We start from the raw sequence: 17,182 nt of genomic DNA, 5'->3' as shown, positions 1-17,182 counted from the left end.
TGGGGCCATGCTCCGATGGCTCACAGCAGGCGAGTCCCACGGTCCCTCCTTGGTGGCGATCCTCGAGGGGCTTCCCGCCCATGTCCGCGTCACGACCGACGACCTCGCCGACTCACTGGCCCGACGCCGTCTCGGCTACGGCCGCGGCGCTCGGATGAAGTTCGAGCAGGACCAGATCCGTGTGCTCGGCGGCGTCCGGCACGGCGAGACCCAGGGCGGCCCGGTGGCCATCGAGGTGGGCAACACCGAGTGGCCGAAGTGGGAGAAGGTCATGTCGGCCGACCCGGTCGACCCCGTGGAGCTCGAGGCGCTGGCCCGCAACGCGCCGCTGACCCGCCCGCGCCCCGGCCATGCCGACCTCGCCGGGATGCAGAAGTACGACTTCGACGAGGCCCGTCCGATCCTCGAGCGGGCGTCGGCCCGTGAGACCGCGGCGCGCGTCGCGCTCGGCCGGGTGGCCTCCAACTTCCTCGAGCAGGCCACCGGCGCGCGGATCGTCTCGCACGTGGTGTCCCTCGGCGGCGTGAAGGCGCCCGCGGGCGTCGTACCCGCCCCTGACGACGTCGAGCGGCTCGACGCCGACGAGGTGCGCTGCCTCGACCCCGAGGCGAGCGCCGCGATGGTGGCCCGCATCGACCAGGCCCACAAGGACGGCGACACCCTCGGCGGCGTCGTCGAGGTCGTCGTGCACGGCCTGCCGCCGGGCCTCGGCTCCCACGTCCACTGGGACCGGCGCCTCGACTCCCGGCTTGCCGGCGCCCTGATGGGCATCCAGGCGATCAAGGGCGTCGAGGTCGGCGACGGCTTCGAGCTCGCCGACACCCCGGGTTCGCTGGCCCACGACGAGATCGTCCCGACCGACGAGGGCCTGCGCCGCACCACGGGTCGCGCCGGCGGCACCGAGGGCGGCATGACGACCGGTGAGGTGCTGCGCGTGCGCGCGGCGATGAAGCCGATCGCCACGGTGCCGAAGGCGCTGGCCACCGTCGACGTCTCGACCGGCGAGGCAGCAGTCGCGCACCACCAGCGCTCCGACGTCTGCGCGGTCCCGGCCGCCGGCATCGTCGCCGAGGCCATGGTCGCGCTGGTGCTGGCCGACGCCGTCGTGGAGAAGTTCGGCGGCGACTCCGTGGCCGAGACCAAGCGCAACGTCGAGTCCTACCTCGACACGCTGCGGTTCCGATGAGGGGGTTGCGCTGATGGCGCCCCGCGTGGTCCTGGTCGGCCCGATGGGTGCCGGCAAGACGACGGTGGCCGGTCTGCTCGGCGACGCGTGGGGCGTGCCGGTGCGCGACACCGACGCCGACATCGAGGCCACCACCGGCCGCGAGATCTCCGACATCTTCGTGGAGTCGGGGGAGGACGCCTTCCGCGAGCTCGAGGTGGCCGCGGTCGCCGCGGCGGTGGCCGAGCACGACGGCGTGCTGGCGCTCGGCGGCGGCGCCGTGCTGCGCGCGGAGACGCGTGAGCTGCTCGCCGACGTGCCCGTGGTCTTCCTGCGCGTCGGCCTCTCCGACGCGGTCAAGCGCGTCGGCATCGGCGTCGGCCGCCCGCTGCTGCTCGGCAACGTCCGCTCGCGGATCAAGGTGCTGCTCGACGAGCGCACCCCGGTCTACGAGTCCGTCGCCACCCACGTCGTCGACACCGACGGGCGCACGCCCGACGAGGTCGCGGCCGACGTCCTGGAGCTGCTGGCATGAGCGACACCGTCATCCACGTCGGCGGGGCCTCGCCCTACGACGTCGTCATCGGCCACGGGATCACCGGGCGCCTGCCCGCGATCCTCGGCGACTCCGTCGAGCGGGTGGCCGTGCTCTACGCCGGCACGCTCGGCGCACTTGTCGACCCGGTCGTCGACGCCCTCGTCGAGCACTACGACGTCCTCGCGCTGGGACTCCCGGAGGGCGAGCGGGCCAAGACCGCGCCCGTCGCCTCCGACTGCTGGGAGGCGTTGGGCGAGTCCGGCTTCACCCGCAGCGACGCCGTGGTGACGATCGGCGGCGGGGCGACCACCGACCTCGGCGGCTTCGTGGCCGCCTCCTGGCTGCGCGGCGTACGCGTCGTGCACGTGCCCACGACCCTGCTCGCGATGGTCGACGCCGCCGTCGGCGGCAAGACCGGCATCAACACCGGCGCCGGCAAGAACCTCGTCGGTGCCTTCCACGAGCCCGCCGGCGTGCTCTGCGACCTGTCGCTGCTCGAGTCGCTGCCGCGCGAGGAGCTCGTCGCGGGTCTCGGCGAGGTCGTCAAGTGCGGCTTCATCGCCGACCCCGCGATCCTCGACATCGTCGAGCGCACCGATCCCGCGGCGCTGACCGCCGGCTCGACCGAGCTCCGCGAGCTCGTGGAGCGTGCGATCCGCGTCAAGGTGGACGTGGTCGTCGACGACCTGCGCGAGCAGGGCGGCGCCGACGGGCACCCCGGGCGCGAGGTGCTCAACTACGGCCACACCCTGGCCCACGCGATCGAGCGCACCAGCGACTACTCCGTGCGCCACGGTGAGGCCGTCGCGATCGGCTGCGTCTTCGTCGCCGAGCTCGCCGCCCGTGCCGGGTCCCTCGACCCGGCACTGGTCGAGCGGCACCGCGCCGCGCTGTCGCGGGTCGGGCTGCCGACGACGTACGACGCCGCCTCCTTCGACGACCTGCACGCCGCGATGAAGGTCGACAAGAAGGCCCGGGGCTCGCAGCTGCGCTTCGTCGTGCTCGACGACCTCGCCGCCCCGCGGATCCTCGCGGGGCCCGGCGAGGACGACCTGCGGGCGGCCTACGCCGCGCTATCGTCCGCCGGGTGACGGACACCTCGGGGGACGACGACACCACGGTCAGCGAGTCGGGCGGCACCATGCAGCGGCTGTCGGGTGCTGCGCGGGCCAGGCCGGTGGACCTGACCGTGCTGGAGACGCACCGGCTGCCCGGCACCGAGAACTGGCCGGACGCCGGACAGGGCCCCTTCCTCTCCCCCGGTGAGGTCGTGATGTGGCGCTACGGTCACGGCATCGACCCGATGCGGGTCGTGCGCGACGACGCGCGCGGCCTGGTGGCATGGCTCGCCGAGGGGACCGAGCAGGTCGGCATGGCACCCGTCGACGGACGCTCGCTGCGCGACGTCCCGCTGGCCGAGCGCTTCGGTGTCGAGCGTGGGCCGGTGCTGCGCCGGTGGAACGGCACCGGCGTGCTGCGGATCGCGCCGACCGGCCGGCCCTGGTCGGTCTGGATGTTCACCGAGGACGACGGCACCTTCGCCGGTCACTACGTGAACCTCGAGCTGACCCACCGGCGTCACGGCGACGTGACCGCCACCCGCGACCTGGTGCTCGACCTGTGGCTCGATCCGTCGGGGGAGCTGTGGCTCAAGGACGCCGACGAGCTGGAGGCGGCAGTCGGGTCAGGCCACTGCTCGGCCGCGACGGCGGCCGAGGTGCACGCCGCCGCGGAATGGGCCCGGGCCGAGCTGGTCGACGGCGCCGACTGGGCGCTGGACGAGGAGTGGCGCTCGTGGCAGCCACCCGCCGACTGGACCGTGCCGTCGCTCCCGGACGCCGAGCACGTCCGGGCCGCGCGGAGCCGTACGCTCTCGTCATGACGCGTGTGCTCGTCCTCAACGGACCCAACCTGGGTCGGCTCGGTCGCCGGCAGCCGGAGATCTACGGCTCGACCACCCACGCCGAGCTCGCCCACCAGTGCGTCGAGTGGGGACGCGACCTCGGCCTCGAGGTCGAGGTGCGCCAGACCAACCACGAGGGCGAGCTGCTCGACTGGCTCAACGCCGCCGCCGACGAGCTGACCCCGGTGGTGCTCAACGCGGGTGCGTGGACGCACTACTCGCTGGCGCTGTGGGACGCCTGCGCGCAGCTGGAGGCGCCGCTCGTCGAGGTGCACATCTCCGACCCCAAGCAGCGTGCGGAGGAGTTCCGCCACACCTCGGTCGTCGAGCCGCACGCCGCGGTCACCATCGCCGGTCAGGGGATCGACGGCTACCGCCAGGCGCTGGAGCACCTCGCCGCCTCCTGACCCGCGCGACCTGCCTGCACAGTGCGGAGGTGTCCGGCTGACGCTGTGCTTGGATCGCCCGCATGCTGCCCTTCCGACAGGTCGATGTCTTCAGCGCCGAGCCGTGGCTCGGCAACCCGCTCGCGGTCGTCCACGACGCCGAGGGCGTGAGCGACGAGCAGATGGCGCACGTCGCGCGCTGGACCAACCTGTCGGAGACGACCTTCTTGTGCGCACCCACGGATGACCGCGCCGACTACCGGGTCCGGATCTGGACGCCCACCGGTGAGCTGCCCTTCGCCGGCCACCCGACGATCGGCAGCGCCCACGCGTGGCTCGAGGCCGGGGGTGCTCCGCGGGATGAGGTGGTCGTCCAGGAGTGCGGCGCTGGCCTCGTCGACGTACGCCGCTCGCCGCGGCTCGGCTTCGCGGCGCCCCCGCTGCGTCGGTCGGGCCCGGTGGACGCCGATCTCCGCGCCCGCATCGTGCGCGCACTGGCGATCTCGGACGCCGCAGTGCAGGACATGGCCTGGATCGACAACGGGCCCGGCTGGGTCGGCGTCGACCTCGCGACCGCGCAAGCCGTCCTCGACGTCGTGCCAGACATCGCCGCCTTCACCGACCTCAAGGTGACGGTCCTCGGACGCTGGGACGCCGCGAGAGCGGCCGACCTCGGCGCGGACGTCGAGGTGCGGGCGTTCTACGCCGACGGCCGTGACTTCGGCGAGGACCCGGTCACGGGCAGCGCCAACGCCGGCCTCGCCCAGTGGCTCATCGACAGCGGCGCGCTGCCGTCGGCGTACACGTCCCGGCAGGGCTCGGTGATCGGCTGCGAGGGCCGGGTGCGGATCGAGGCCGACGGCGACCAGGTGTGGGTCTCCGGTGACGCGGTCACGCGGGTCGTCGGCGAGGTGGACCTGGGGTAGCCGCCTCGGCGGTGCGTGCCCCGTCGCCTCCTCTCGCCGCCCCGGGTGAGGACGTGGCGCGGCAGTGCGCCCATCATGGGCGCATGACAGGTGATGTCACCGGGCTGATGCTGCGCTCACCGATCGTCTTGGCGGCCTCCGAGCCCCTGGACGAGGTGCGGAGCGTCTTCGACAGCTCGCACGTCCACATGGTGCTGCTCACCGCGTCGGGTCGTGTCGGCGAGCGGCTCCTCGGCACGCTCGTGCGCGGCGACCTGCCTCCTGCGGGGGTCGGGGCGGCCGGCACCGCTCTCGCCCACGCGCGACTGGACGGCCGCACCGTGCGTGCCTTCACCTCGGCGGAGGACGCGCGCCGGGCGATGCACGCTGCGGGTGACAGGCGCCTCGCGGTCGTCGATCGCGACGGCCGGCTGCTGGGCCTGCTGTGCCTGAAGCGGAGCGGCGACGGGTTCTGCACGGACGCGGGGGTGGCGTCGCGGCGCGCAGCGCGCACGGGCGCGATGACGGAGCCGTCCCGCGACGCCTGAGGTCTCTCAGGAGCCGGGCAGGGCGCCCCTGACGGCGTCCGCGGCCCGGGCAAGGACCCCGCGCCCGTCGCCGCCGCCGGCCCAGACCGGGTCCTGAGGCATGGGGCCCATCGCGTCCGCCTCCTCGGGACCGGTCGTCGCGGGCACGAGGGAGCGGCGCAGCGCCTCGTCGACGCCCATCAGGCCGTGCCCCTCGGGAAGCAGCTCCAGGAAGGCGTCGTCGGCGGCGACCATGTCGTGCCGCAGGCTCTCCACCAGTGCTTCGACGGTCCGACGTGGCACATCCGTGAGGCTGCCCACCAGCGTCCCGACGAGCGTTGTCGGCAGCAGCGGTACGGTGAGCTGGCTGCGGTCGAGACCCGCGTGGGCCGTGTACCTCTCGAGGAGCTCGCCGTAGTGCATGCGGTCCGGGCCACCGACGTCGAAGTGTCGCGAGGGCCCGGTGCAGTGGAGTGCTCCGACGAGGGCCTCCAGGGCGTCCACGACCGCCACGGGTTGCACCAGCGAGTCCATCCAACGGGGGACGGTGTGCACGGGCATCCGTTCGCTGACCTGACGGATGATCTCGAACGACGTCGACCCGCTGCCGATGAGCACTGCGGCGCGCAGTACGACGACGGTGTCCGCCGCCCCCTCGAGGATCTGCTCCACCTCCCGTCGGGAGGTGATGTGCTCCGACAGCTCCTCGTCCGGCACGTCGGGGACGATGCCGGAGAGGTAGACGACCCGGTCGACCCCGTGGGCGCGCGCCGCAGCGGCGACGTTGCGGGCCGCCCTGCGGTCGGTCTCGGCGAAGTCGTCGCCACCCATCCCGTGGATGAGGTAGTAGATCGCGTCCACGTCCTGGCAGGCGGCTGCCACCTGCTCGGGATCGAGCACGTCCATCACCACGGTCTCCACACGACCTGCCCACCACGGCGCCTCGCGCCCCGGGTGGCTGGTGGTCGTCCGGACCGTGTGACCTCGGTCGAGGAGCACGGGGACGAGGCGGCCGCCGACGTAGCCGGTGGCTCCCGTGACGAGGATCCTCACAGAGAGGAGAGCCAGTCGTCGATCGGCACGTCGCCCTTGCCGAAGACGAGCGTCGTGCGCGAGGCACGGTCGTCGGCCAGCACGGCGGCAGCCACCTGGGCCACGAGCTCGCGGGGCGACTCGTCGCCGTTGCCGGAGCTGGCGGCAGGGTTGACGCGCCCGTCGGCCGGGTCCTCGGTGAGCGCCCCGGGGCCGAGGATCGTCCAGCCGAGGTCGGTGCCGCGCAGGTGCTCGTCGGCGGCGATCTTGGCGTCCTGGTAGCGACGGAACGAGTCGTCCTCGGGCACGAGGTGCTCGGTCGAGGCGCCCGAGAAGGACACCATGACGTAGCGCTTCACACCTGCCGCGACCGCGGCGTCCATCGAGCGGATCGCGGCGTCGCGGTCGACAGCGTCGGTGCGCTCGGGACTGCCGCCGCCGGCACCGGCTGACCACACGACGCCGTCCTGGCCGGAGAGGAGCTCGGTCAGGGCAGCGGTGTCGGCGTCCTCGAGCGAGGAGACCACCGCGGTCGCGCCGGTGGCCTCGACGTCGGAGACGTGCTCGGGGTTGCGGACGACGGAGCTGACCTCGTGGCCGGCCTCGACGAGCAGGGGAGCGAGAAGGAGGGCCACCTTGCCGTGGCCGCCGAAGATCGTGATGCGCATGGTGGCGACGCTAGCGCGGCTACGGTGAGCCGGTGCAGACCTCCACCCACGGCCTCACCCTCGGTGAGCGCGAGGTGCGCAAGGAGTTCGTCGCCGACCACGGCTGGGAGGCCGAGCGGGAGTGGGCCTGCCTGACGCTGCTCGCGGAGCACGCGCCCGGCCTCGCGCCGCGGCCGTTGCGCCGCGAGGACGGGGAGAGGCCGGTGATCGTGATGGAGCGGATCTCCGGCGACCCGCTCGCACCGCGGCCGCTGACGGCCGGCCAGACGGAGGCGCTCGGTGCCGCGCTGCGCCGGTTGTACGACGTACCGGTGCAGGCAGTGACGGACGCGGGCATCGGCCCGCGGAGGTACGGCGCCGCCGAGCACGCACAGGTGATGGTCGAGTGGCTGGCGGACGACCACGACCTCCGGGAGTGCCGCGACCCGGGGTTGGTCGGCGAGGCGCTCGACGCCGCGCGTGCCTTCGTCGCCGACCCGCCGGTGCCCGAACCCCGGTTCACCGCACTCGGGATCGCCGACCTCAACCCGGCCAACGTGCTCTGGGACGGCCGCGACGTGCGGCTCGTCGACTTCGAGGACGGCGGCCTCAGCGACCCGGCGTACGAGCTCGCCGACCACGTCGAGCACCTCGGCGGCCGCCTCCCGGGGGTGTACGACGCCCGCGCACTGGCCGACGCTGTCGGGCTCGACGCCCGGGACCGCGAGCGGATGGCGGCCTACCGGCCGCTGTGGGCGGTGTTCTGGCTGGCGATGCTCCTGCCCGGCAACGGCGGGTGGCGCCGCAACCCGCCGGGCACGACGGAGGCGCAGGCCGAGCATTTCATGGCTCTCGCGGGCCACCACTAGACTGGCGCGTCGGCGCCGACCGCCCAGCGGACGGTGCCCACTCATCTTTGACAACTCGACGGAGGCGGAACACAGCATGGCAAGCACCAACGACCTCAAGAACGGCATGGTCCTCAAGATCGAGGGCCAGCTCTGGGCCGTCGTCGAGTTCCAGCACGTCAAGCCCGGCAAGGGCCCGGCCTTCGTGCGCACCAAGCTCCGCAACGTGGAGTCGGGCAAGAACGTCGACAAGACCTTCAACGCCGGCACCAAGGTCGAGACGGCCAACGTCGACAAGCGGACCATGCAGTACCTCTACAACGACGGCTCGTCCTACGTCTTCATGGACACCAGCACCTACGAGCAGCTCGAGGTCGCGCCGGAGATCGTGGGCGACGCCAAGAACTTCATGCTGGAGAACCAGGAGGCGATCGTCGCCACCAACGAGGGCCGCGTGCTCTTCATCGAGCTGCCGGCCTCGGTCGAGCTGCTCATCGCCGAGACCGAGCCGGGCCTGCAGGGCGACCGCTCCACCGGCGGCACCAAGCCCGCCACGCTCGAGACCGGCCACCAGATCGCCGTGCCGCTCTTCATCACCTCCGGCGAGAAGGTCAAGGTCGACACCCGCGACTCGTCCTACCTCGGCCGCGTCAAGGGCTGAGCGCACCACGTGGCTGCCCGTTCGAAGGCGCGCAAGCGCGCGCTGGACATCCTGTTCGCCTCCGAGCTCCGCTCCGAGGACCCCGTCGTCGCGCTCGAGCGCGCCATCGAGGCCGGTGAGGGCCCGACCAACGCCTACACCGACACGCTGGTGCGCGGCGTGGTCGAGCACCTCGAGCGCATCGACGAGGTGCTGAGCACCTACAGCAAGGGCTGGACCCTCGCGCGGATGCCCGCGGTCGACCGCAACGTGCTCCGCATCGGCGTCTACGAGCTGCTGTGGGGCGACGCCGACGTCCCCGACACCGTCGCGGTGAGCGAGGCGCTGCACCTCGTGCAGGACCTCTCCACCGACGACTCACCGGCCTTCGTCAACGGCCTGCTCGGCTCGATCCAGCGCGACCGCTCAACCCTCGTCTGAGAGCTGGTCTGAGCCGCCCTCACCCGCAGGGGGCACCGCGCTCGCGGTGGGGGCTCGTGAGGTCCTAGGTTGACCCCATGACCCCCACCGACACGGCCAAGTCCGCCCACCAGAGCGACTGGCTGGACCACGCGATCCGGGCGGGACTGATTGCCTACGGTGTCGTCCACCTGCTCATCGGCTGGCTCGCCCTCCAGCTCGCCTTCGGCGAGAAGGAGGACAGCGCCTCCAACAGCGGTGCGCTGCAGTACCTCGCCGAGCAGCCGATGGGTCGCGTGCTGGTCTGGGGCATCGCCGTCGGCATGCTGCTGCTCGTCATCTGGCGCGTGCTGGAGTTCGCCTTCGGCTTCCGCGACGAGTCCGACGACACGAAGCGCTGGCGCAAGCGCGCCACGTCGCTCGGCAAGGCCGTCATCTACGGCGCCCTCGGCTGGAGCGCGGTGCAGACCGCCACCGGCAGCGGCGGCGGTGGCGGCACCGACGGCACGACCGCGAAGATCATGCAGCTGCCTGGCGGGCAGCTGATCGTCGGCGCCATCGGTCTGGCGATCATCGGCTACGGCATCTCGCTCATCGTCCGGGGCTGGACCGAGAAGTTCCGCGAGCACCTCGACGCGCAGGGGCAGTCCGGCCAGGACGGCTCGGCCTACGTCAAGCTCGGCAAGGCCGGCTACATCGCCAAGGGTGTCGCGATCTCGGTCATCGGCGGACTCTTCCTCTATGCCGCGATCACCCACGAGGCGAAGAAGTCCGGCGGCCTCGACCAGGCGCTGCAGACCGTGCTGGAGCAGCCCTTCGGCCCGGTGCTGCTGACGCTCGTCGGCGCCGGCATCGCGGCGTACGGCCTGTTCTGCTTCGCGCGCGCCAAGCACCTCTCGCGCTGAGGTCGGCGCCCTTCAGCGGGGAGGCGCAGAAGCTACCGCGAGCGCGGTGGTGACCATGTGGTCGCGCACCTGCTGCGCAGTGACGCGGCTGATGCGGGGTACGCCGGGCGCGTCCTCGGAGACGAGCATGGCCACGCGGCCGAGCTGGAGGGTCCCGAGCCCGCTGGCGTAGAGCATGTTGGCCAGCAGCCGCGGGTCGTCGACGCGGAAGTCGCCACTGGCGGCTCCGGCCTCGATGGTGCGGGTCAGCACCGACAGGCAGCCGTTGATGGCCTGTCCGAGGCGGAACATCGCGCTCTCGCTGACCTCCTCGAGGAGGTCGCCGCCGGGGCGCCGCATGATCGCCTGGGCGCAGTCGACGAAGGCGGGGTGGGCCAGGCCGTAGTCGACGAACGCCTCCACCAGTGCCTCGAGCTGGGCGCGGGGCTCGTCGGTCGAGGCCGCACCCTGCTCGAGCGCGACCCGCAGCTCGTCGAGGTACTCCACGAGCGTGAGGCTGAAGAGCTCCTCCTTGCCGGTGAAGTGGCGGTAGATGATCGCCCGGTTGATGCCGACCGCCTTGGCGATGTCCTCGATCTGGGCGTCGCGGACGCCGCGCTCGTCGAAGAGCCCGCGGGTCGCGGAGATGATCTCGGCCTCGCGCACCCGGCGCCGTGCCGCAGCGGTGCCGCTGCGTCCGGTGGTCGGCGGGGCGGACGGCTCGGAGGTCATGGGGGTCAGTCTAGGGAGCGCGGTGCCTTCACCGGCCCATGCACGCGTCAGGTGGCCACGTGTGCGCGGACCTGCTCGATCGTGTCTGCCTCGGCTGCTGTCTTGTCGTCGCGGTAGCGAATCACGCGCGCGAAGCGGAGCGCGACGCCGCCGGGGTAGCGCGTGGAGCGCTGGAGGCCGTCGAAGGCGATCTCGACGACCTGCTCGGGCCGGACATGCACGACGTAGGAGCTGCGGTCGACCGGTGAGGTGGCCAGCTCGGTGAAGCGCTCGGTCTGCCAGGTGAGCATCTCGTCGGTCATGCCCTTGAAGGTCTTGCCGAGCATCACGAAGTCCGACGGCGAGGAGTCGTCGCGCGCGCCGAGGTGGATGTTGGAGAGCCACCCCTCGCGCCGCCCGGAGCCCCACTCGACGGCCAGCACGACGAGGTCGAGGGTGTGCACCGGCTTGACCTTCACCCAGGCCGAGCCGCGGCGACCGGCGGCGTACGGCGCCGACAGGTCCTTGAGCACGACTCCCTCGTGGCCCGCGGCGACGGTCTCGGTGGCGAATGTGTCGGCCTCGGCAGGGTCGGAGGTGACGAGACGGCGTACGCGGTGCTGCTCCGGCACGAGCGCGTCGAGCGCGGCGAGGCGCTCGTGGCCGGGGGAGTCGAGCATGTCGCGGCCGTCGACGTGGAGCAGGTCGAAGAAGTGCGGGGTGACCGCGACGCCGGTGTCCTGGGCAGTGCGGCTCGCGGTGTCCTGGAAGGCCATCGGCCGCCCGTCTTCGGACAGCGCGAGCGCCTCCCCGTCGAGGACGAAGCGCTCGGCGGGCAGGGACCGGGCGACCTCGACGACCTCGGGCAGCCGCCCGGTGATGTCGTCGAGGCTGCGGGTCACCACGACCACGTCGTCGCCGTCGCGGTGCACCTGGATCCGGATGCCGTCGAGCTTGGCGTCGATCGCGACCTCGGTCGTGCCGTCGGGGGAGAGGCCGGCCATCGCGGCGGCCACGTCGGGGGCGCTGGAGGCGAGCATCGGCATGATCGGGCGTCCCACCTCCAGGCCGATCTCGGCCAGCGCCTCCTCGCCCGCGAACGCCGCCCCGGCGGCCGCGACCGTGCTGCCGGCGAGCATCGCGGCACGGCGTACGGCGGCGAGGGGGACGCCGGCGACCTGCGCGACCGCCTCCTGGGTGACCGCGTCGAGCGCGCCCTGGCGGACGTTGCCGGTGACGACCGCGCGCAGCCACGCCTGCTCGGGGGCGGTCGCGCGGCCGAAGAGCGCGGTGACCGCGTCGCGTCGCGCCTGCTGGGAGCCGGGCCCGGCGATGGTCGACATCAGCTCGAAGGCCTCGTGCACGTCGAGCACCGACAGCGACGGCTCGTCGGCCGGGGGCGGGAGGGCGGTCAGACCACGGTGGCCCAGGCCGGTGCGCCGCTGGCGCAACGCGCCGCCGAGGTAGGACACGACCACCTCGAGCTCATCGGGCTCCACGCGCGCGAGCGTCTCGGCGAGGGCCGCGACCTTGGCCTTGCGGGAGCGGGTGGCAGCCACCGACGTGGACGTGGCGACGAGCTCGGCGAGCAGCATGGACCCATCCTGCCGCCCGGCACTGACAGTCCGGTGCCTCCCAACGGGCAGGATGGGGGAGTGACCGACCCCGAGCTCTACGTCCCGCGCTTCAACGTGATGGACGCCGACGACGTACGCCCCTTCGTCGCGGCGGTCGCGACCGCACAGCTGGTCACCGTCGGCGCCGACGGCCTGCCCGACGCGACCTTTCTCCCGGTGCTGTGGGAGGACGACCGTCTCGTCGGCCACCTGGCCCGCGCGAATGCCCACTGGCGACGCATCGTGGACGGCTCGCCGGCGCTCGCGATCGTGACGGGGTCGGACACCTACGTCTCGCCGAGCTGGTATGCCACGAAGGCCGAGCACGGCAAGGTCGTCCCGACGTGGAACTACTCCGTGGTCCACCTGCGCGGCAGCATCGTCGTGCACGACGACCCCGCCTGGGTGCGCGACCTCGTGACCCGGCTGACCGACCACCACGAGCAGCCGCGCGACGAGCCGTGGGCGGTCAGCGACGCCCCGGACGACTACGTCGCCAAGAACCTGCGCCCGATCGTCGGCGTCGAGCTCGTGGTCTCATCCGTCGAGGCGAAGGCCAAGCTCAGCCAGAACCGCTCTGCCGAGGACCGCGCCGGCGTCGCCCGCGGACTGGCCGCCGATGGACGGGACCCGTCGGGGCTGGTCGAGCTGTGAGGCCCGGTCGGGTCCGCGAGCGCTTCACCGGCCGGATCGCCGGGGTGGGCAGCACCAGCGGCGTCCGCGTCGTCGTCGGCCGGTGGGACGACTCTCCCTGGGGCGCCTTCGCCGACGTGATGGTCGAGGACGCTTCCGGGCACCGGGTGCTGCTGGCACCGGACGACCGGGTGCGTGACTTCGTGACCGCGACCTACTCCTTCGACGAGCACGTCATCGAGCCGGTTTCTGTGGAAGACACTGCCGGCGGCTGGCAGGTCTCGACGCCGTCGCTCTCGCTGCGCCTGGTGGTCGGAGGTCGTACGCCGCTGGGAGCGGCGCTCGGCCTCGTGCCGGCCCGCGTCGCGACGTCTCCGGCGTGGTGCACGGCGGTCGACCCGGTGGCCCGGGTGGTCATGCGCGGGGTACGGACGCGAGGGACCGCGGGCAACGACCGGCGGGAGTGGTACGGCGCGACGTCGGTGCGGGCTGTCGTCGCGATCGAGGGGGAGTGGCGCGGCTCTCGTCTCGGGTCGCTTGCGCCTGTGGACCCGCCGTGTCGGTTCGGGTTCTCGTCGACCCCTGCCAGGCCGTCGGTGACCTCCGTGGTGACGACGGTCGAGCGGGCCGGGTAAGTCGGTTCGCCGCGTGCCGTGTGTGCAGCCATGGGCGTGCCTCAGCGACCGTCCGCCCCCGCCCGGCTGCGGCCGACCTCGAGGTGCCGCGCCATGACCTCGCCGAGCGAGACGGTGTCCACGGCGACGGTCACGATGGTCGCCCCCTCAGCGGCGTAGCCCGCCGCGTCCTCGCCGTTGTAGGCGTGGACACCCACCGGCACCCCGGCTGCAGTGGCCCGGGCGATGATCGAGGACAGGACGCTGCGCAGCTCCGGCCAATGGTCCGCGCCATGGAGCCCCAGCGACAGCGACAGGTCGCCGGGACCGACGTACACACCGTCCAGCCCCTCGACGGCCAGCACCTCGTCCAGGTCCTCCAGGGCCGTGGCTGTCTCGACCATGGCGATCACCAGCGGCTGCGCGGCTCCGCCGGTCAGGCGGCCGATGGATCGCCCCCCGGCAGGGGCGTAGCGCGTCGCAGCGACCACCTCGCGTGCATGCTCGGCGTCGCGGACGTTGGGCACGATCACCCCGCAGGCGCCCAGGTCGAGCGGTCGGCCGACGTCGGCGAACAACGGGCTCCGGGCCCGGACCAGGGGTACTGCGCCCGCCGCCGTGATGGCTGCGGTGATCCCCGGGAGCTCCACCTCCGACACGACGCCGTGCTGCAGGTCCACCACGACGAAGTCGGCCCCGGTCCGCGCCAGCACGTCGGCGGTCACGACACCGGGCAACAGGCTCCACAACCCGTGGCAGGCACTCCCGCTGGACCACCGGTTCCGTACGTCGACCTCGTCCATCGCCATGCGACCTCAGTCCTCTCGTGGTGCCGTGACGCGGACGATACAGTCGCCGCACCGCGTGGGAGGGAATGGGATGCTGCAGCGAGAGATGCCGTTCGACCGGCGGCGGGCGGGCGTGCTCCTGCACGTGACATCCCTGCCCGGGTCCGGCTCGTCCGGCGACCTGGGCGACGAGGCCTACCGGTTCGTCGACTTCCTCGGGGCCGCTGGCTGTTCGGTCTGGCAGCTCCTGCCGCTGGCGCCGACGCACCCGGCGGAGGGGTCGCCGTACGACGCCCTGTCGGCGATGGCGGGCAACACCGACCTCATCAGCAGCGAGCACCGGGCCGCCGACGGCCTCGACGGTCCCGCGACGCTGACGGACCAGCAGCGAGCCCGCTTCTCGTCGTGGTGTGCCGCTCAGGCCGACTGGCTCGAGCCCTACGTCGAGTACGCCGCCCTTCGCGAGCGGCACGACCTCGCGCCCTGGCCGTCCTGGCCTCCCGCGCTGCGGGACCGCGACGCGCGGGCCGTTGCCGATGCGCTGGCTCCGCTGGCCGACCGGGTGCAGATGCTGCGCTTCGAGCAGTGGGTCTTCGCAGTGCAGTGGGACCGGCTGCGGGACCATGCCGCGTCGAAGGGCGTGCTGATGTTCGGCGACCTGCCGATCTTCGTGTCCCTGGACAGCGCCGACGTGTGGGCGTCGCGCGAGCTCTTCCACCTGGACGAGGAGAGCCGACCGATCACCGTGTCCGGATGCCCGCCCGACTACTTCTCGGCCGACGGGCAGCGCTGGGACAACCCGCACTACGACTGGGCCGCGATGGCCGCGGACGGGTTCGGCTGGTGGCGACGCCGGATCACGCGCCAGCGCGAGCTCTTCGACCTGGTCCGCATCGATCACTTCCGGGGGCTCGAGGCGGCGTGGCACGTGCCCGCTGACGCGCCCACGGCCCGTGAGGGCGAGTGGGTCCCGGGACCAGGTGCGCACCTCCTGTCCGTCCTCGTGGATGCTGCTGGTCCCGGGACGCTGGTGGCCGAGGACCTGGGCGTCATCACCGAGGAGGTCGACGAGCTGCGCCTCCAGTTCGGCCTGCCGGGCATGAAGGTGCTGCAGTTCGCCTTCGACGGCGACCGCGACAACCTCCACCTGCCCCGTCGGCACGAGGAGCAGAGCGTCGTCTACACCGGCACCCACGACAACGACACGACGCTCGGGTGGTGGGACCAGCTCGACGATGTGGACCGCGAGCAGGTGCGCTCGTGTCTCGTCGACCCCGAGGAGTCGATGCCCTGGGCGCTGATCCGGCTGGCGATGCAGTCGCGCGCCCGCCTCGGCGTCGTACCTGCCCAGGACATCCTCGGGCTCGGCAACGAGGCGCGGATGAACACGCCCGGCACCGCCGGCGACAACTGGTCCTGGCAGGCGCCTGCCGGGGCCTTCGACGACGCCCTCGCCAGCCGGGTCCGCGAGGTCGTGGCCGCGACGGGGCGGCTCCCTTGACCGGGGCAGCCCGCGAGGCCGTCGAGCGCCTCCTGGAGCGGGCCAGTGTTGTCGAGCCCCAGATCAATGCGATCTGCACCGTCCACCCCGACGCCCTGGAGCAGGCGGAGCGGCTCGATCGCGAGGCCGCTGCAGGAGGCGCTCGGGGCCCGCTCCACGGACGTGCCGTGCTGGTCAAGGACAACATCGACACCCATGACCTGCCCACCACGGCCGGCTCGCTCGCGCTCGCCCAGGCGCCACCACCCGGCCGGGACGCGCCGCTCGTGCAGCGCCGGCGTGACGCCGGCATGGTCATCCTCGGCAAGGCCAACCTCTCCGAGTGGGCCAACATCCGCGACGAGTCGTCGACGTCGGGCTGGAGCGCCTACGGCGGGCTGACCCGGAACCCCTACGGGCTCAACCGGTCCGCGGGAGGTTCAAGCGCCGGCAGCGGTGCTGCGGTGGCGGCCGGTCTTGCGCCCTTCGCCGTGGGCACCGAGACGGACGGCTCGATCACCTGCCCGGCGGCCTTCAACGGCTGCGTCGGCATCAAGCCGACGGTCGGCACCGTTCCGACCAGCGGCGTCGTGCCGATCTCGAGCTCCCAGGACTCGCCTGGCCCCATGGCCATGACGGTGCGCGACGCAGCCTCGCTGCTGACGGTGCTCGCCGCGAACGACCGGGACTACGCCGCGCACGCCGTGCGCGGTCGGTTGGCGGGCAAGCGGATCGGGGTGCCCCGCACGACGTACTGGGGCTACTCCCCGCACGCGGACGCCGCCGCTGAGCGGGCCCTGACGCTGCTCGCCGCCGAGGGCGCCACGATCGTCGACGACACCGACCTGCCGGTGCTCGGGGACGAGGTGGGCGAGGACGAGCTGCTCGTGTTGCTCGCCGAGTTCCGTTCGGCCGTCGAGGACTATCTCGCCACCCGCACCGGCGACGTCCCCCGCACGTTGCAGGACATCGTCGACTTCAACCGCGCGCACGCGGAGACCGAGCTCGCGCACTTCGGTCAGTCGCTCTTCGAGAAGGCCCTGGCCGGCCCGCGGGCCGGGAGCCCCGAGCACCTCGACGCGCGCTCGAGGGGCGTCGGCGCGACCCGCAGCGGCGGCATCGACCAGGTGCTCCGCGAGCACGGGCTGGACGCACTGGTGACGCCGTCCTACCCGCCCGCGCACCCGATCGATCTCGTCAACGCGGAGGCCTTCGCCGGCTCCTGCAGCAGCCCGGCCGCGATCGCCGGCTACCCCTTGGTCACGGTTCCGAGCGAGCTCGCCGCCGGCCTGCCGGTGGCCGTGTCGTTCTGGGGCACCGCGCACAGCGAGGGGTCGCTGATCGAGATCGCGCACGGCTACGAGGTGGCGCGGGACCGGTCGAGCGGCCCGCTGGCTGCGCCGACCTATCCGTCGTTCGTCTGACGCGGGAAGCGCGAGACGGCA

Annotated in this window: 20 protein-coding genes; 15 read left to right on the top strand and 5 right to left on the bottom strand. The window is 72.8% G+C overall.

Annotated elements, in window-relative coordinates:
- Positions 1-7: 7 nt before the first annotated feature.
- The 7 genes from aroC to CFI00_RS13880 all read left to right on the top strand — a co-directional run bounded on the left by aroC (position 8) and on the right by CFI00_RS13880 (position 5,445).
- Positions 8-1,186 carry a chorismate synthase gene (gene aroC, locus CFI00_RS13910; RefSeq protein ID WP_207081720.1) on the top strand — a complete coding sequence of 393 codons (1,179 nt, stop codon included), beginning with the start codon at positions 8-10 and terminating at the stop codon, positions 1,184-1,186.
- A gap of 13 nt (positions 1,187-1,199) precedes the next feature.
- Complete coding sequence (locus CFI00_RS13905; RefSeq protein ID WP_207081719.1) at positions 1,200-1,700, top strand: shikimate kinase; 501 nt, start codon at positions 1,200-1,202, stop codon at positions 1,698-1,700.
- Positions 1,697-2,794, top strand: coding sequence for a 3-dehydroquinate synthase (gene aroB, locus CFI00_RS13900; protein ID WP_207081718.1), 1,098 nt, complete (start codon positions 1,697-1,699; stop codon positions 2,792-2,794). The genes CFI00_RS13905 and aroB overlap by 4 nt, the downstream gene beginning before the upstream one ends.
- Positions 2,791-3,585 (top strand): DUF402 domain-containing protein, encoded by a 795-nt coding sequence (locus CFI00_RS13895; RefSeq protein WP_207081717.1) that lies wholly within the window; start codon positions 2,791-2,793, stop codon positions 3,583-3,585. The genes aroB and CFI00_RS13895 overlap by 4 nt, the downstream gene beginning before the upstream one ends.
- Positions 3,582-4,013, top strand: a complete 432-nt coding sequence (locus CFI00_RS13890; protein ID WP_207081716.1) for a type II 3-dehydroquinate dehydratase — start codon at positions 3,582-3,584, stop codon at positions 4,011-4,013. Before CFI00_RS13895 ends, CFI00_RS13890 begins: the two co-directional genes overlap by 4 nt.
- A gap of 62 nt (positions 4,014-4,075) precedes the next feature.
- Positions 4,076-4,918, top strand: coding sequence for a PhzF family phenazine biosynthesis protein (locus CFI00_RS13885; RefSeq protein ID WP_207081715.1), 843 nt, complete (start codon positions 4,076-4,078; stop codon positions 4,916-4,918).
- A gap of 83 nt (positions 4,919-5,001) precedes the next feature.
- Positions 5,002-5,445, top strand: a complete 444-nt coding sequence (locus tag CFI00_RS13880; RefSeq protein WP_207081714.1) for a CBS domain-containing protein — start codon at positions 5,002-5,004, stop codon at positions 5,443-5,445.
- A 6-nt stretch (positions 5,446-5,451) separates the two neighbouring features.
- Here the strand turns inward: CFI00_RS13880 and CFI00_RS13875 are convergent, their stop codons facing one another.
- Together CFI00_RS13875 and CFI00_RS13870 are read right to left on the bottom strand one after the other, a co-directional pair.
- On the bottom strand, positions 5,452-6,477 hold the full coding sequence (locus CFI00_RS13875; protein ID WP_207081713.1) for an NAD(P)H-binding protein: 1,026 nt from the start codon (positions 6,475-6,477) through the stop codon (positions 5,452-5,454).
- Positions 6,474-7,124 (bottom strand): NAD(P)H-binding protein, encoded by a 651-nt coding sequence (locus tag CFI00_RS13870; RefSeq protein ID WP_207081712.1) that lies wholly within the window; start codon positions 7,122-7,124, stop codon positions 6,474-6,476. The genes CFI00_RS13875 and CFI00_RS13870 overlap by 4 nt, the downstream gene beginning before the upstream one ends.
- 32 nt (positions 7,125-7,156) lie before the next feature.
- Between CFI00_RS13870 and CFI00_RS13865 the strand changes: the two genes are divergently transcribed.
- The 4 genes from CFI00_RS13865 to CFI00_RS13850 all read left to right on the top strand — a co-directional run bounded on the left by CFI00_RS13865 (position 7,157) and on the right by CFI00_RS13850 (position 9,916).
- Complete coding sequence (locus CFI00_RS13865; protein ID WP_207081711.1) at positions 7,157-7,972, top strand: aminoglycoside phosphotransferase family protein; 816 nt, start codon at positions 7,157-7,159, stop codon at positions 7,970-7,972.
- A 76-nt stretch (positions 7,973-8,048) separates the two neighbouring features.
- Positions 8,049-8,612: an elongation factor P gene (efp, locus tag CFI00_RS13860; protein WP_207081710.1), complete on the top strand. Its 564-nt coding sequence runs from the start codon at positions 8,049-8,051 to the stop codon at positions 8,610-8,612.
- Between the two features lie 9 nt (positions 8,613-8,621).
- A complete protein-coding gene (gene nusB, locus CFI00_RS13855) occupies positions 8,622-9,032 on the top strand; it encodes a transcription antitermination factor NusB (protein ID WP_207081709.1) in 411 nt (136 codons plus the stop codon).
- A 77-nt stretch (positions 9,033-9,109) separates the two neighbouring features.
- Positions 9,110-9,916 carry a DUF1206 domain-containing protein gene (locus CFI00_RS13850; protein ID WP_207081708.1) on the top strand — a complete coding sequence of 269 codons (807 nt, stop codon included), beginning with the start codon at positions 9,110-9,112 and terminating at the stop codon, positions 9,914-9,916.
- A gap of 12 nt (positions 9,917-9,928) precedes the next feature.
- Here CFI00_RS13850 and CFI00_RS13845 read toward each other — a convergent pair whose 3' ends face one another.
- Together CFI00_RS13845 and CFI00_RS13840 are read right to left on the bottom strand one after the other, a co-directional pair.
- Positions 9,929-10,627: a TetR/AcrR family transcriptional regulator gene (locus CFI00_RS13845; RefSeq protein ID WP_207081707.1), complete on the bottom strand. Its 699-nt coding sequence runs from the start codon at positions 10,625-10,627 to the stop codon at positions 9,929-9,931.
- Between the two features lie 47 nt (positions 10,628-10,674).
- Complete coding sequence (locus tag CFI00_RS13840) at positions 10,675-12,201, bottom strand: ATP-dependent DNA ligase (protein WP_207081706.1); 1,527 nt, start codon at positions 12,199-12,201, stop codon at positions 10,675-10,677.
- Between the two features lie 60 nt (positions 12,202-12,261).
- Between CFI00_RS13840 and CFI00_RS13835 the strand changes: the two genes are divergently transcribed.
- Both CFI00_RS13835 and CFI00_RS13830 read left to right on the top strand, forming a co-directional pair.
- Complete coding sequence (locus CFI00_RS13835; RefSeq protein ID WP_242532397.1) at positions 12,262-12,876, top strand: FMN-binding negative transcriptional regulator; 615 nt, start codon at positions 12,262-12,264, stop codon at positions 12,874-12,876.
- Positions 12,873-13,490, top strand: a complete 618-nt coding sequence (locus CFI00_RS13830) for a hypothetical protein (RefSeq protein WP_207081705.1) — start codon at positions 12,873-12,875, stop codon at positions 13,488-13,490. The genes CFI00_RS13835 and CFI00_RS13830 overlap by 4 nt, the downstream gene beginning before the upstream one ends.
- Before the next feature lie 41 nt (positions 13,491-13,531).
- Here the strand turns inward: CFI00_RS13830 and CFI00_RS13825 are convergent, their stop codons facing one another.
- The gene (locus tag CFI00_RS13825) at positions 13,532-14,278 is read right to left on the bottom strand and encodes an aldolase/citrate lyase family protein (protein WP_207081704.1); all 747 of its coding nucleotides are present in this window, start codon (positions 14,276-14,278) and stop codon (positions 13,532-13,534) included.
- A 70-nt stretch (positions 14,279-14,348) separates the two neighbouring features.
- On the opposite strand from CFI00_RS13825, the gene malQ reads away from it, so the two are divergent.
- Together malQ and CFI00_RS13815 are read left to right on the top strand one after the other, a co-directional pair.
- Complete coding sequence (gene malQ, locus CFI00_RS13820; RefSeq protein ID WP_207081703.1) at positions 14,349-15,758, top strand: 4-alpha-glucanotransferase; 1,410 nt, start codon at positions 14,349-14,351, stop codon at positions 15,756-15,758.
- On the top strand, positions 15,755-17,161 hold the full coding sequence (locus tag CFI00_RS13815) for an amidase family protein (protein WP_207081702.1): 1,407 nt from the start codon (positions 15,755-15,757) through the stop codon (positions 17,159-17,161). The genes malQ and CFI00_RS13815 overlap by 4 nt, the downstream gene beginning before the upstream one ends.
- Positions 17,162-17,182 lie beyond the last annotated feature (21 nt).

This window comes from Nocardioides sp. S5 (assembly GCF_017310035.1).
Taxonomy (GTDB): domain Bacteria; phylum Actinomycetota; class Actinomycetes; order Propionibacteriales; family Nocardioidaceae; genus Nocardioides.
Note: the sequence above shows the minus strand (reverse complement) of the source record. Positions and strands in the feature narration are given on the sequence as shown.